The following is a 13,695-nucleotide window of genomic DNA, read 5'->3' on the forward strand; positions in this document are numbered from 1 at the left end:
GGCTAGGAGGACGGCGAGATGATTACCTTGAGTGCCTTGTTGTCGGCTGCATGAGCGAATGTGTCATACGCGCGGTCGAATTCGTCGAAGGTGTATGAATGCGTGCCCATCAATTCTGATCGGATGCGACCTGTTCCAACCATTTTCAACAGCGTCGGGATGGAGACGGTGTCAACCAGCCCCATGGTGAAGGTTAGGTTTTGGATCCACAAGTCCTGCATTGGCAACTCGACAGGGGTTCCGTGGACTCCGACATTGGCGATGGTGCCTCCGGGTCGCACCAATGATGCTGCGGTCAGAAGTGTTTCCGGATAGCCGACGGCTTCGATGGCGACATCGACGCCAAGGCCATCTGTGAGTGCTATGACGTCGGCGACGGTTCCCGGTCCGACTTCGACGACGTCTGTTGCTCCGAATTCGAGTGCTTTCTCAAGCCGGAACTTGTTGGAATCGATCGCGATAGTGCGGGCTGCACCCCACAATCCGGTCGTGAGAATCGCCGCCAGCCCCACCGCTCCGGCTCCGACGACCGCAACCGTGCTGCCGGGGCGAACCTTGCCCGCTAACACTCCAACTTCGTACCCGGTGGGCAGTGAATCGGCAAGAAAGATCGCCTGTTCATTGGAGATGTCGTCCGGAACGGCATACAAGGACGTATCGGCGTACGGAACGCGAACAAACTCCGCTTGCGTGCCGTCGATCAGATGTCCGAGGATCCACCCGACCCCACCAACGGTTTGGCAGTGAGATGGCATACCGGATTGGCAATACGCGCATCGGCCGCACTTGGTGACAGCTGGGACGAGGACACGATCTCCGACGGAGAACGAGGTTACCGAATCGCCTATCTGGGTAACGGTCCCCACTGCTTCATGACCGAGGATTCGCCCTTCGGTGACTGCGGCGACATCACCGGAGAGGATGTGCAAGTCCGTCCCACAGATCGTGGTCGTGTCCACTTTGACCACGACATCGGTCGAATCCTCGATGACGGCATCAGGCACTTCCTCCCACGATTTCTTGCCGGGACCGTGGTAGACCAGTGCTTTCATGTCCAACTCCTTCGACGTTGACACCCATGCCTTGTCGCGCGGGTGCTTCGACGGTATTGCTCCGCGCGCTTCGAATGCGCACGTTCGCATATCTGGGACACGCCCTGGCCGTCACCAGCGAACTACCTCAACGCTATTCCCGAGTCCGGGATCCTGAGTAGCGTGGTTCTTTGTTCGGCGCGGCCTCTTTGCCGACGAATCGTTGTGGCGACAGATTCGGCCAAGGTCGCAAGCGATGACGTGATGGCCTGCGATCGGATAAAGCAAAATGATACGAGGCGGTAGCTGGATATTGCTGGGATGCTCCCGGCGTCGGCGACCGCGACGAAACGTGTCTGGAGGAGGTACAACGGGCCGCTGCTGGGCGCGAGTCCGCTGCGGTCACTCTTCATCCTTCAGCGAAGCCAGGGCATCGCACTCGAAAGAGTGTGAGCTGCGACCAGTGCGGATAGAAGGGGAGCTGAGTGTAATTGTGGCGGAGCGGTGGCGCTCCGAGAAATGATCGAGTTAGCGGATCGGGTCGCAAAATCGCGACAGCAAGTTTAATGAATTGCCTTTTCGGTGGCTGATGTGCATGAATTATTCGAATACTTTTAATGGCTCCTGGTTTCTTATCATCTTCAATAACGCGTGCCAAATTTTGTTTGATCAGATCTTAGTTCTTTGAAGCTGAAGCCCCGGTATCGAATTCTCAGTCGAGAGTACCCAGACGGCGATCACTCCTGATTTTGGCATGACCCAGCCGTCGAATCCGATCCCAACGGTCTTCTCTGGAACCGTGGACGGCATCTCGAAATTCCTTACCTTCTTACTGCTGGCGATGAATGGAATGAGGCGCATTTCCCCTATGCCGCAGTCGCCGTACTCCAGTTCGACATCGAGGCCCTTCGACGGTTGCTCAACATCGACGTGGAGCATGTGTCCGTGTTGCCGAAGTATGGTGCGGTAGGTGTATGCGATAGTGACGAGTTCCCGGCTGTCGACGATGTCTTTGCCGATGCTGGCGGTGTAGGTCTGTCCGCTCGCACGAGAGTTGCGTCGGATGGGGCGATCTTCGCCGTCGACGCTGAACTGGACCAGTTCGAATCCTTCGCGTGTGCTTCCGTCGAATCCGCTGGCGGGGTTGATGTACCAGGCTGAGGTGTCGCCGGGCTCTTCCATGATTGCGCGGTACTCGCGCGTGTTCGACACGGCTGTGAAGCGTCGATTGATGGTTGCTGGTCGGACCTGGTACTCGTAGCGGGATGTCAGCACGAAGGCCGGGGGAGTCTCGTTTGGGACTGCCCCCACTTCGGTTGACTTGTGGGGTTGATAGTTTCAGGCCGCGGATATGGCCTGGTTGATTGTCTCAAACTCGATCGGCGTGAGCTTTCCTAGGCGCCGTTGCCGGCGCTTGCGATGGTAAGTCCTCTCGATCCACGTCACGATCGCAATCCGCAACTGTTCCTGTGTCGACCAGCGTTGCCGATCGAGGACGTTCTTTTGCAGCAGTGAGAAGAAAGATTCCATGGCAGCATTGTCGCCGCATGCTCCGACCCTGCCCATGGAACCTTGTAAACCGTTGTTGGACAATGTTTGTACGAATTTTCTTGATCGAAATTGACTGCCCCTGTCGCTATGTACGATGGTTCCGGTCGGATTCCGGAGAGCGACGGCATTGGTCAGTGCGCGGACGGCCAGCGACGCTTTCATCCGCGAATCGATCGAGTAGCCGACGATCTTGTTCGAATGCACGTCTTTGATCGCGCACAGGTACAACTTGCCGGTGTCGGTCTGGTGTTCTGTGATGTCGGTGAGCCACAATTGGTTCGGCTTCTCTGCCGTGAACCTGCGTGCCACGAGATCGTCGTGAACCGGTGGGCCCGACTTCCTGTTCAGTCCTTTCTTCTTCGCGAACACCGACCAGATACGTTCCTGCGAGCACAACCGAGCGACGCGGTTCTCGCCGGAGATGATGCCTCGCCCAGGTAATTCGTCGGCGATGAATCGGTATCCGAAAGCCGGGTCGTCGGCGTGAATGGCGTAAGCGGCGTTGATCAGATGCGCGTTGTCCCAATCCCTTTGTGTCACAGGGCTAGCACGCCATTTGTAGAACGCTTGAGTGGAGAAACCGAGCACCCGGCAGGTCACCGTGACGGGAATTCCGTCGCCAGCGAGGTCGCGGACCAGCGGGAATATCATTTTGGGTTGACGTCCCGAGACAGGTAGGCGACAGCTCGTCGCATCACTTCCGCTTCCTGCTCGAGCAAACGAATTCGTTTCTTCGCTTCGCGGAGTTCGGCGGATTCGTCCTTGGTTATTCCTGGCCGGTTGCCGTCTTCGATGTCAGCTTTCTTGAGCCAGTTGTGCAGGGTCGGCTCGGAGATCCCGAAGTCTTTCGCGATCTGGATCAGCGGGGCTTCACGTTTGCGGGCAACCGCGACCACGTCGCGGCGGAACTCCTCGGGGAACGGCTTCGGCATAGCAGCATCCTTTCACCGTGAAGACTCATCTTCACAGGTCAGATGTCAACCAAACCGGGTGCAGTCCCTTTTGAGGTTCTTGTGGCAGGGGTGAAAGGTTCATACTGATTTTGGTGTCGTACCACCGCTCGGTGGCGGCGATAGCCATATCTCGAACATCTTCGTAGATGTCTTCGGCGAACGTGCGGTCGCCGAGTCTGAGTGTCAACGCATTTCGTGCCAATCGATCGAGGAACTCATCGGTGGCGACGACGGACAGGTGATCGATGTTGTCGGCAAAGGCTTGGATTACGGAATCGCGCAACGTGGGAGCGAGTTTGCCGAGTGCGCGGACCATGACTTTTTCGACTAACTTCTCGATAACGACACCCCGGTCACCTTCGATCCAGAGATCCAGCCCGATGCCGACGAGGCCGGCGACGAGCAGTGTTCCTCCCACCTCGCTGATTGGGAGGAAGCTGATGAACCCGGACATGCTTTGCGTGGTCAGGTATTTGCCGAGAACCATCAAAGCTAGGCCGACGGTTGCGACTATGAAGGCAAAGAATGCCAGTTTGAGGTGTACGATTCGTTGGTTGGGGTCACGCATATTCTGCTTGCAGTATAGCAAGCAGAAGTCACTTTGAGAAGACGAAAAACGCAGGGTATCAAGCGAATTCGCACTCATATGCAATTCGCCAGAGACCCTGCGTCCATGGTATCCGGTCAGCTTCAGTTGCCGCCACCGCTGGTGATGTTTCCTCCGCCGCTCATGTACCGCACCCCCTTCCCATGCTCGGTTGCCCATGTTCGTATGGGTTCGACGTGAACGGATCCGCCAGAATTGTGTCCGTTCCGCATGTTCAAAGTAAGGCATATGCGCATGGGAGTAAAGCGCATGGGTACGTTTCGCTCTGGCCGTTTGTGCGTGCGCCGTATGAGGTTGGATGCGTGTCGGAACCAGCAAAGCCTCCCCTGAACGAAACAACCCGCGAATTTGGTGCTCGTATCCGCGCCCGGCGCGAGGAGTTGGGGCTGAGCCAGGAAGCTGCCGCCGTTCAGTGTCGCATTCACTGGACTCAGCTGGGGAAGGTGGAACGTGGCCAGCGCAGTTTGCGATTGGAGAACATCATCAAGATTGCCTTCGGTTTGAATACGACACCAGGCGCCCTGCTGGACGGGTTACCTCAGCCTGCGGGGGAGTAGGTCTGACTCGCCACGGCTCGCTTAGGACGGGTTTGTATGACCCACAACAGAATTAGAACTTCGCGATCTCAGTCGTCGTCGAACGTGACGGGCTCAACGGTCTGACTCCGTGGGCTGTGAAATCGGAGTGGTGCCGGCAGAGGTCACTCTTTGTTGCGGTGTGACATCGCGTCGAGAATCTGGACGGAAATGACGGGTATCACAACTGGGGAGTCGAGTTTCTAACGAAAATATTAGATCTGATAATAGAGTCGGATATGAATGTCGAAGCCAATGAAACCGCCAGCGCCGATGAGAAGTACGTTCTTGCTGTGGCGCTGGTCTACGGTTGCCCAACTGATCTGCGGGAGTTCGCTGCCTCTCAAGGTCGTGATTGCTCTGCTGGTCATGGGCATATTTCCAGATGAACGAGGAATTCGTGTGTGATGGCGCATGGTGTGTCGGCCGCAGGTCGTACTCGCGCTGTTCGATTCGAACACTGGTTTAGACCGGTGGCGCCGGAAGTCGAAAGCTCATTTTCGGCTCTCTCATCGGCACCACCGGTGCATTACGCATCCACGACACGCACTCCAGTAACGAGCGTCCATCGATCCCAAAGGGAAAGGCCCCAGTTCGCAGCCTCGAAGTAGTCATCGAAGATCATTTGATTGCCGGACCACCTTTCCGTTCCACTGAGAGTCTGCACTTCGACGCGATACCTGGCCCGATCGAGCAGCAGGGAACGCAGATCTTGCGGGATGCTCTGAGTGTCGCCCTCGGAGTCGGGTTGCCCAACTAAGACCGCGTTTCCGCAAATAACATCACGATGTCGGAATGCTGGAGTGCTGAGCCACCACAGTAACGTCGCTCGGCGGTTTAAGGGCAGTCCCAAGATCTTCGACTCATCGTTTGCGAAGACCGTCGCTGCAGGCATGTCGAGATCTAAGGCCTCTATGTGGCCATCGACAGCCAGCTGGTAGTCACGGAGGCTGGTGAAACGACCTTCGTAAATTGGGGTTGAATGTTCACACGGTATGACGATTCCCGTTGCCATGGTTCGGTACCTTCGTTCGTGGGCGCTATCTCCAGCCGGTCGACTGGAGAACAACGGCAGCGAACAATGATGTGTACTTGTGACAGTTATCGAGATCGAAAAACATGTTACTCAACTATTTACTCACATCAGCATAATTGTGTAAATATCTGCTACGCTACGCGTCCTTTAGATTTAGGTGAATCTAATTTCGATATTCGAGCGTCCAACTAGTTGATGATTGGCGCGAGCGTTTTCCGTGTCACCAGCGAGGGGCGAGGTGAATCCTGTCGTAAGCAGGGGAGTCGCCGAGCTGCCGGGCAGATTGAGCGAGGTTTGAAACCTTCGCTTCTATAATCAATGAGCGCCGAGTTGAACGATACAGGCGCAAACTTGGCGTTTCAGATGAGAAGGATGCTCGAAATCTGGGCTGAGCTGCAGGATCGAGATGATACGGGCTGCCGTTCACAACGACCCTGATAGCAGCGCCACGGTTGGAGAAGATCGAAGCGTACCTTTCGGCCCCGACCTTCAGGCATTGATCCTGGTCTGTGGCGCTAACCAATTCCTACAGCGAGCAGGAATCGACAGTCCGTGCTCGCTGCCTGGCGCGTTGCGACAAGGATGGGTTTCACGAGCCCCCGGAGGCTCCGTGCGCTGAATGTCAGTTTTCATGTTCTTTCCGGGCAATCGTTGTGTTGCGGCCTCCAATTCGGCGGTATACCTCGGCTCGAATTCGGGCACCAAACCGGCACGCTTCCAGTAGTTCGGCACGACGTGGGCCGACCCGAAAACCGCGCCGGCAATACACGCAATGGAGTCCGAGTCATCGTTACTGGTTGCCGCCCACCCGAGCGCAGCGGGCCCGGTGAGCGGTGCACCATCACCACCGTCGGCGGAAGTCGCCAGATCCGCAACGAGCAGCCCCAGAGCAACCGCGCTGGCGGATTCCCACTCGTCACCGATACCAGCACACGGATCACCGAACGCGGCCACATCAATCCCGGCGAGTCGATCCCGTGCCCGAGTTGCGGCACCGAGGATATCCACCACGTCGTCGTTGAGCCCATCCACCAGTGCAGAATGGCATGTTTCTTCGATACGGGGCGAGGACGTCCGCCAAGTACGTATCGCTCAACCACTCGCTGACACCTTCGTAGATTCGCCCTGCCTCGGCCCGAGTGAACTCCGCGGCGCTCCGGCGCGTGACCGCACTCAGCTCACTGTAAGTGGATGGCATTCAAACTTAACTGTCCAGACGAGGCGGATGCTCGACCGCTGGACTGAGGTACCACGGAACTGAGGCGTAGGGCAATCGAAGTCCCGATCACACTGCAAGTTCGTTGACACATCACGCGCACTGAGGTCGCTGGCCGTACGAGACCTACGCTGGCAGTCGAGCAGAGACTCAAAGACTTCGACGTTTTCTCGCCTTAGACGCACCGAACCCCATGAAGTGTGAGGAGAATCGCCAAACAGATAGGCCATTACCACCCACGGAAAGAGCATCCGCACTATGATAGGTCAACCTTGACGGGAGGACAGAGCAGTGCATATAATTACATATGAACGAGTATTTATCCAGACATTCGATAGAGGCAGATCCACCAAGAATCCGTGCACCCGCCAGGCTGGCGCGAGCCGCCAAGCGACTGTTTACGTTCAATGAGGGGTATGGAGCAGGTATGAAGTACGTTGCCGCTGTCCCGGACGATCTGACAAGAGCCGAAGGCGCGCCATCCCTCGCGGAGAAGCGAGGTCGAGACGTGATTGTCGTGCGCGTTGGCGCGCCGCCAATTGACGAGGCGAGGACGCATCGAGCGGGCGTGGCAATTCGCGCACTGGCAAGTAAGCGAGAGTAAATTGCCTCTTAGACAGGATGCAATAACGCGAAGTAGCTACTTCAACAATCTCCTGACAGCCCCAGAATGGACTATCCGGCAAGTAATGTCCTTCGAGTACCTAGAGCTGCCGTCAGTTTCGCTCAGAACTTCAATCACTATTGACGGCCCCCAGGTTCTTCGGCGTGCGTTTGAGTACAACGCTGACGGTGAAAATATAGAATTTCCACTAGGTATGTTTCCAAAGTCACTCCTAGGCTCTTTTGATCTCACAGACTCGAATGGCTGCTCAATCCCATTGCTCCGAAGCGACTACGATTCCTCGGTGGCTGTCGGAATACTCAAGCAAGAGTTGCTTAGGCAAGACGTGAGCGAAAGTGCGATCACAGACTCCGTTTTGGATAAACTCTTCCGTGTCACTTCCAAACAAGATGGCGATAATATTATCGCTGACATTAAATGGATCGATGAAAACTCTCCGCGATTAGATCTGGAGAAAGTGACGGAAATTTTCGGTAAAGATCTCTATAAAATTATTTCAAAGTTAAAAGATTCCGACGAATTTTTGAATCTATTAGTTCTTTACGGAGGACAGTATATACCTATAGTGCAGCTGAACAGATCGAATTTCAAATCTGCTTTCGTTATTAAATATCGACAAGTTACACACTCGCCGGAACTCAGCTTCCTCAACGCCCGCAACGCTCTAGGTTACATCTGGAAACCAACGGGTGGAGACATTGAGGTGCATGGCGTTAACCTCGGCAAAGCTGGAAGTCAGCATTTCCGCGCGTCCGCGCCTGACGGAACTGTCCTAACCGATCTGATCATGTTCGACGCCATTAGCGGGATTGAGTCTACCCAAAATAATATGGCCCAAATAACACCGCGTTGGGCGTCTCTCTACACGAAATTCTCCAATAATCTGGGCCCTCTCTCAGTTAGGCTCTCGCTAATACCCGATGCTCGGCCGATCATGATTCCTGCTATCGCCGCGCTACTAACTAGCGTCGCAGTACTTGGAACTGGAATCGCACTTCAACTTGCCGATACCCTAGGGCAGGCGGGACCATCGGAGCCACGGCTCGAAAATATCGCTTTGCATTCATCAGGGGCAGTAATTGCCATGCTCCTCCTATTACCGTCTTTATTCCTGCTAGCGCTGGTGCGGCGAGACGAACATGGTGTTGCATCCAGCTTGCTTCGGTATCCTCGCTACGCAATAGCTGGCGCTGCAGTCGCCGCAATTTCGTCTGCCATTCCCGCCGCATTTTCCACCGACTCATCATTGACAATAAAAATCTGGTCCGCCGCCTTAATAGTTTCTCTAGCTGTCCTGATTCTAGTATCTCGACATTGGTACCGCATTGAACAGCTACAGAAAGATTCCCGAAACAACAGGTGGAATCAAGATATCATTCGCGGTGGACCTGGAGCTAGCTGGTGAAAGAGCGAACAAAGTCAGGTCCGATATTCGGACCTTCGAACAACACAGAAAAAATCGGCCCTGAACCTGTTCTTCGGTTGCCTCCACCCAATGGCCTTGAGTTACCGTGATCATGTACATAGTGATGCCATCCAGCCGAGCTATACGCGAACAGAATCTCGATCAGCCATCTTCTTCCAGGGCTTGCGCTCTATTGCAAAGTAGGCAACAGTCGCCCCAATTGGGTAGAGGAGGATGAGGTCCATCGCCCACATTGTAAACGCGAAGCTCCACAAGCCCATGAGCACGGCGATAAAGAGATGAAGCCCGATCGCCATCGGAGGCAAATACCGCCGCAACGCACTCTTCATGAAGAGGCTGAAGCCCAGGAGTATTTCAAGTGCGACTGGCAACCAAGCGAAGGATACCAACACAGGCGGAAATTGAAGGAGCCACTCGATAATTTCGCGTGCCCATCCAGCAACTCCAAAAGTTGGATCTGATGACCAGTAGTAGAAAGCGGTTCCGTCAGCCCACTCCCCGTGACTCAGTTTTGCAACGCCGGCCTGAAAGTAGATCACTGATGCTTGAATCTTGATGCAGGCTAGAAACACAACCGCGACGGCAATGAGAGCCTTCCTGTTGGTCGTGACGAACTGCGTGCCGCTCGGCGGATTCAGCCAGTGCCACTTACGTGGATCAGTCAACGCGATCGGAATAATCAAGAAAGTCAAGATAGCCGCAATCTGATCCCCACCGTCCGGCGAAGAGAGAGCCATCAGGAAACTAAAGTGCACGTACCAGTGCGGAATGCACATCCATCGTGGGCGCCATCCAATTGCGACAATAATGAGGACACCGACGCATAGCGCTTGCACCAGCCAAAGATTCTCGCGACCAGTTAAGCAAAATGCGAGTGTGGATCGCATTCCGCCGCAGTACGGGGCGAGCCCTGTATCGAGTCGGTACGAAAACAGCACATCGGGACTGGAAAAGATGAGCGTCAGTGCCAACCCTGTGGCGACGAGCGAGCGCGCGAGGCCGTAGACATTAGTCCACGGCACCCCGACTGCGAGGGTGCGCATCGAATCTTTCTCTCCTGTACGTTTTTCAGCATTTGACATCAATCCGGACTGAATCGGTCGGATTTCGACGTTCCGATTCGAATTCACGCCACGCCCACGGTGTCGACTCCAAACGAACCACGTAGATGTCACCACAGAAGGTCGGGCCTGGCGCAAGGTTTTCTCTAGGTAGGGCAGGGATGTTCGCACTGATACATTCCGCCAGGCTGATACATGCGCGCCAATCGTCGGCAGCAACACCCTGCAATAACGCCGCGTACTCGGTGCCCTGTGCACGAGGCGTCCGGTCTAATCCGAACCAGTTTCGTGGTTCTGAAATAGGGGTAGCTGTCAGCTTGACATTTCCCGACTCAGGACCAGCGTAGACCGAAAAGGTTTCACCCCTGGGCGATTTCGTGAAGAACGCCCACCCCTGCGGTAGAAGGCTCTTCACTGCCTGCGCCGGCTGACTTTGCTGATAGGGAAGGTCAACTGCGCTCTTGGGAATCTGAAGAAGCGCAACGTAGAGACCAACCACTCCCACAATGGCTGCGACCACGCCGACTATTCGAATCGGGACCTTAACAACATCTCCTGACGAACATCCAGGAGCGCCATTACCGATGGAATCCACGTTGCGCTCCATGATCAGGCGGCAGCCAAGCTTCGAGTCAGATCTGCCACTGACTGATCCAGACTCAGTTCATTGTTCGAGTTGCTGCTTTTACCCTTCACCCAGTTGGTCGCATAGAACACGTTCGCACCGGCCACAGCAACAACGGTGACGGCGAATCCTGCCGCTGTCACGACTGCAGCGGCGTGTACAATCGCGGCACCGACGAAAACCGTCACCCAGCAGTCGGGCGATACTTCTTGCTCTTCAAGCGTTATGCCCGCGCCTTCCAGTGCTGCAACTCCGTCAGCGAGGGCAGCCTTCACCTGGCGTGGATTTCCACTACGGGCTTGTTCCGAGAACTCTTCGAAGAAGCTTCCGTCGTGTTCGTCGATCAGAGTGAGCAGCACTTCGGAAGCAGCGATCGCATCAGGGGAATTGTTCGCACTCATCCCCTCCTTGATGCCCAGAAAATTCGGATCCTCCGAGAGCTTCGACGCGACGTCGCCCTGCCCGAAGAAGAGCCCCCGGAAGATCTCCTGCCCGTCGACCTTCGACGTGGTCGGCGCTGTGTCAACCACTTGAGTCACTACCGGGACATCCTTAGCCGATGCCTGGGATGCTGTAGCGGGCACCAGGGCGACCGCAGCCGCGACCACCAAACCGATAGCTTTACTTGAGAGTTTCATTGACTTCCTTTTGGTTGTGTTGGACTAACCAAAGGGAACGTAAAACATACCGTTAGCTTTGCATACAGCAAACCGCACAGTTGGTACGTTTTTGCGGTTCAGACATGAGCGCGCCTCGCTAAATTCTGCCCATTGGAGCCCTACAGCCGACCGTCCGGCCGGCGACTGCGGCCCTTCAGTCTATGAACTGGCGCTTTCGCCGCGCCCACTCGCGGCGCTCCCACGGTGGTGACGAACCAGGTCGTTGATGAGTCGGGCTGCAAGTTCTGGATGATCAACGGTGGCGGTAATGTTCCGATCGGCGCTCAGCTTGACCAGAAGCGCCGGGCCCTTGCGTGCGATCAGGGCAGAGGACCCGTTCCCGCGTGTTCGCAGACCGATTCCGCCGTACTTACCAAACGCGTCGACAGCAGTTGCCTCTGCGTATTCGATTTCTCGTATCGGCACCCTGACTGCGGGATGCTTTGCGACTGAACACATCTGCAAACCGTGGTCATTCACGGACACAGTCCAAGCCGCAAATGGCAGGGTCGCCAGGATAGCAACGGCGAGAATGATGAGGATTGGACTTCCCAAGCCTGCGCCCGACCCGAGCAGACCGCAACCAAGAACGTGGAGCACCAGCGCAATCCACCGATTTGTGACAGTGGAGACAAAGGCAGCGGATTCGCCCGGATTGAGGCCCAGCCCAGATTCAGCGTCGGGCAGCTCTCTTGCATCGGGTGCATCCGGCAGCGGCCCCACTAGCCACGCGCCGAATGTACCCAAGGCGATAGCGACTCCAGCACTGACCATAAAAGGCACCGCAGAGGGGGAACGCGTTGCGAACGCATCGGTTGCATCCAGCTGATTGACGACTATAGACATGCACGCAAAAGACATGAAGATGCTGGAGCAGAGACTGATGCCCGTACATAGACGGCGGGTGAGAGTGTCTTTCGCATGGATCGCGAGCAGAGCGACCAAGATAGGCAGGAACACGAATGAACCGTGCCGGGTTTCTTGCCGCTCCTATGCTGGCGACATCTCCGGCTGGAGAATCGATAGTTGAGAGTAATAGGTGGCCTCGAACTCGTCGGGAGTGACGTAGTCCAAGGTGCTGTGCAGGCGGCGGGCATTGAACCAATCCACCCATTCCATCGTCGCGAATTCGATGTCGTCGATCGTCTTGATCGCCCCTTGCAGAAACGGACTGCTCTTGGAAACTGCTTCTGTCTTGAACAGTCCGATTGTCGACTCCGCAAGGGCGTTGTCGTAGGCGTCGCCGACGCTTCCAATTGAAGCTGCAATTCCTTCCAGCGCAAGCGTTTCTGCGAACGAAATTGATGTGTATTGACTGCCGGCATCGCTGTGATGGATCAGTCCGTCACCGACCCGATTTCCACCGTGATCGCGTCGCCACAACGCCATCTTCAACGCCGTGGTGACCATCGCCGTGTCCTTCACTGTCGAGGCATGCCAGCCGACAATTGCCCGGGAGAAGCAGTCGATCACGAATGCGACGTAGACGAATCCAGCCCAGGTTCGGCAATAGGTGAAGTCGGTAACCCATGTGCGGTTCGGAGCGTCAGCGGTGAAGTCGCGATCGAGCAGATCGGGTGCCCGCCGACTGTCCTTGCCGCCCGGAATTGTAGTTCGGTGCTGCCGGCCTCTGACCACCCCGTTCAGTCCTTCGTCGCGCATCAAGCGGTCGATGGTGCAGGCCGCGACATGGTGGCCTTTGCGGCGCAGGTGAGCAGTCATCTTTCGTCGGCCGTAGAGCCCTTCGGCAGTGCCGATCGTGGCCCGCAGTTCCTCGAGGAGGTGGGCGTCGGTGATCGTCCGTGCAGATGGTGCTGCGGTTTTCCAGTTGCGATACGTGCGTGGGGCGACCTGGAATCCTTGTGCGGTGAGCACTCGGCAAATCGACTCGACCCTGAAATTTTGTGCACGCATATCGTCGATGAACTGGACTATCAGCGGCGGCGAGGGTCGAGTTCCCTCGCGAAGAAAATCGATGCCGACTTCAGAATTTCGTTGGCTTCCTTGAGTTCTCGGTTCTCACGCTCGAGATCTTTGATGCGTTGCTGTTCCGCAGACGTAGCACCGGGAACTTGGTTGGCATCAATCTGGGCTTGCTTGGTCCAGTTCCGCAGCGATTCGGCGCCGATACCGAGTTTCGGGCCTATCACCTGACATGCGGAGTAGACGGACCGATATTCGTCGAGGTGATCGAGGACCATCCTGACGGCTCGCTCACGTTGCTCGGGCGGGTAACGCTTGGGCATGATCTGCATCCTTCACAAAAACGGATGCGGCATCAAACCCGGCACGGTTCAAATGCCGCAAAAACCAAGTAGTACAACCAAAGT

At 56.0% G+C, this 13,695-nt stretch carries 14 protein-coding genes; 3 read left to right on the top strand and 11 right to left on the bottom strand.

The window, feature by feature from the left end; all coding sequences use genetic code 11:
* Window positions 1–2 precede the first annotated feature (2 nt).
* From YH3_RS25775 to YH3_RS25800, 4 genes are all read right to left on the bottom strand, one after another.
* The gene (locus YH3_RS25775) at window positions 3–1,052 is read right to left on the bottom strand and encodes an alcohol dehydrogenase catalytic domain-containing protein (RefSeq protein WP_064444649.1); all 1,050 of its coding nucleotides are present in this window, start codon (window positions 1,050–1,052) and stop codon (window positions 3–5) included.
* A gap of 648 nt (window positions 1,053–1,700) precedes the next feature.
* A complete protein-coding gene (locus YH3_RS25785; protein ID WP_154100338.1) occupies window positions 1,701–2,243 on the bottom strand; it encodes a hypothetical protein in 543 nt (180 codons plus the stop codon).
* A gap of 126 nt (window positions 2,244–2,369) precedes the next feature.
* Window positions 2,370–3,514, bottom strand: a protein-coding gene (locus tag YH3_RS25790) for an IS3 family transposase (protein ID WP_154100339.1) whose coding sequence is annotated in 2 segments (ribosomal slippage) — window positions 2,370–3,235 and window positions 3,235–3,514 — 1,146 coding nt in all. Because the reading frame shifts where the segments join, the coding sequence is not laid out codon by codon here.
* A 31-nt stretch (window positions 3,515–3,545) separates the two neighbouring features.
* Complete coding sequence (locus YH3_RS25800) at window positions 3,546–4,301, bottom strand: hypothetical protein (RefSeq protein WP_154100340.1); 756 nt, start codon at window positions 4,299–4,301, stop codon at window positions 3,546–3,548.
* A 143-nt stretch (window positions 4,302–4,444) separates the two neighbouring features.
* On the opposite strand from YH3_RS25800, the gene YH3_RS35650 reads away from it, so the two are divergent.
* The gene (locus tag YH3_RS35650; protein WP_064444650.1) at window positions 4,445–4,699 is read left to right on the top strand and encodes a helix-turn-helix domain-containing protein; all 255 of its coding nucleotides are present in this window, start codon (window positions 4,445–4,447) and stop codon (window positions 4,697–4,699) included.
* A gap of 257 nt (window positions 4,700–4,956) precedes the next feature.
* Window positions 4,957–5,106: a hypothetical protein gene (locus YH3_RS36210; protein ID WP_193777195.1), complete on the top strand. Its 150-nt coding sequence runs from the start codon at window positions 4,957–4,959 to the stop codon at window positions 5,104–5,106.
* A 140-nt stretch (window positions 5,107–5,246) separates the two neighbouring features.
* Here the strand turns inward: YH3_RS36210 and YH3_RS25815 are convergent, their stop codons facing one another.
* Window positions 5,247–5,732, bottom strand: a complete 486-nt coding sequence (locus YH3_RS25815) for a DUF3846 domain-containing protein (RefSeq protein ID WP_064444329.1) — start codon at window positions 5,730–5,732, stop codon at window positions 5,247–5,249.
* Window positions 5,733–6,242: 510 nt separating this feature from the next.
* On the bottom strand, window positions 6,243–6,785 hold the full coding sequence (locus YH3_RS25820) for a hypothetical protein (protein ID WP_064444330.1): 543 nt from the start codon (window positions 6,783–6,785) through the stop codon (window positions 6,243–6,245).
* Between the two features lie 1,092 nt (window positions 6,786–7,877).
* Here YH3_RS25820 and YH3_RS25825 point away from each other — a divergent pair.
* Window positions 7,878–8,999, top strand: coding sequence for a hypothetical protein (locus YH3_RS25825; protein ID WP_064444331.1), 1,122 nt, complete (start codon window positions 7,878–7,880; stop codon window positions 8,997–8,999).
* Between the two features lie 140 nt (window positions 9,000–9,139).
* On the opposite strand, the gene YH3_RS25830 is transcribed toward YH3_RS25825, so the two are convergent.
* The 5 genes from YH3_RS25830 to YH3_RS25845 form a co-directional block, all read right to left on the bottom strand.
* The gene (locus tag YH3_RS25830) at window positions 9,140–10,102 is read right to left on the bottom strand and encodes a sporulation-delaying protein SdpB family protein (protein ID WP_082920662.1); all 963 of its coding nucleotides are present in this window, start codon (window positions 10,100–10,102) and stop codon (window positions 9,140–9,142) included.
* Complete coding sequence (locus YH3_RS35100; RefSeq protein ID WP_193777196.1) at window positions 10,089–10,676, bottom strand: SdpA family antimicrobial peptide system protein; 588 nt, start codon at window positions 10,674–10,676, stop codon at window positions 10,089–10,091. Before YH3_RS35100 ends, YH3_RS25830 begins: the two co-directional genes overlap by 14 nt.
* A gap of 14 nt (window positions 10,677–10,690) precedes the next feature.
* Window positions 10,691–11,344, bottom strand: coding sequence for a sporulation delaying protein family toxin (locus YH3_RS25835; protein WP_064444333.1), 654 nt, complete (start codon window positions 11,342–11,344; stop codon window positions 10,691–10,693).
* Window positions 11,345–11,524: 180 nt separating this feature from the next.
* Window positions 11,525–12,139 (bottom strand): hypothetical protein, encoded by a 615-nt coding sequence (locus YH3_RS36215; protein WP_064444334.1) that lies wholly within the window; start codon window positions 12,137–12,139, stop codon window positions 11,525–11,527.
* A gap of 216 nt (window positions 12,140–12,355) precedes the next feature.
* Window positions 12,356–13,611 (bottom strand): IS3 family transposase gene (locus YH3_RS25845; protein ID WP_154100342.1). Its coding sequence is split into 2 segments (ribosomal slippage): window positions 12,356–13,338 and window positions 13,338–13,611, totalling 1,257 coding nucleotides; the frame shifts between segments, so codons are not numbered across the junction.
* Between the last annotated feature and the right edge of the window lie 84 nt (window positions 13,612–13,695).

Source organism: Rhodococcus sp. YH3-3, from assembly GCF_001653035.1.
Lineage (GTDB): Bacteria > Actinomycetota > Actinomycetes > Mycobacteriales > Mycobacteriaceae > Rhodococcus_F > Rhodococcus_F qingshengii.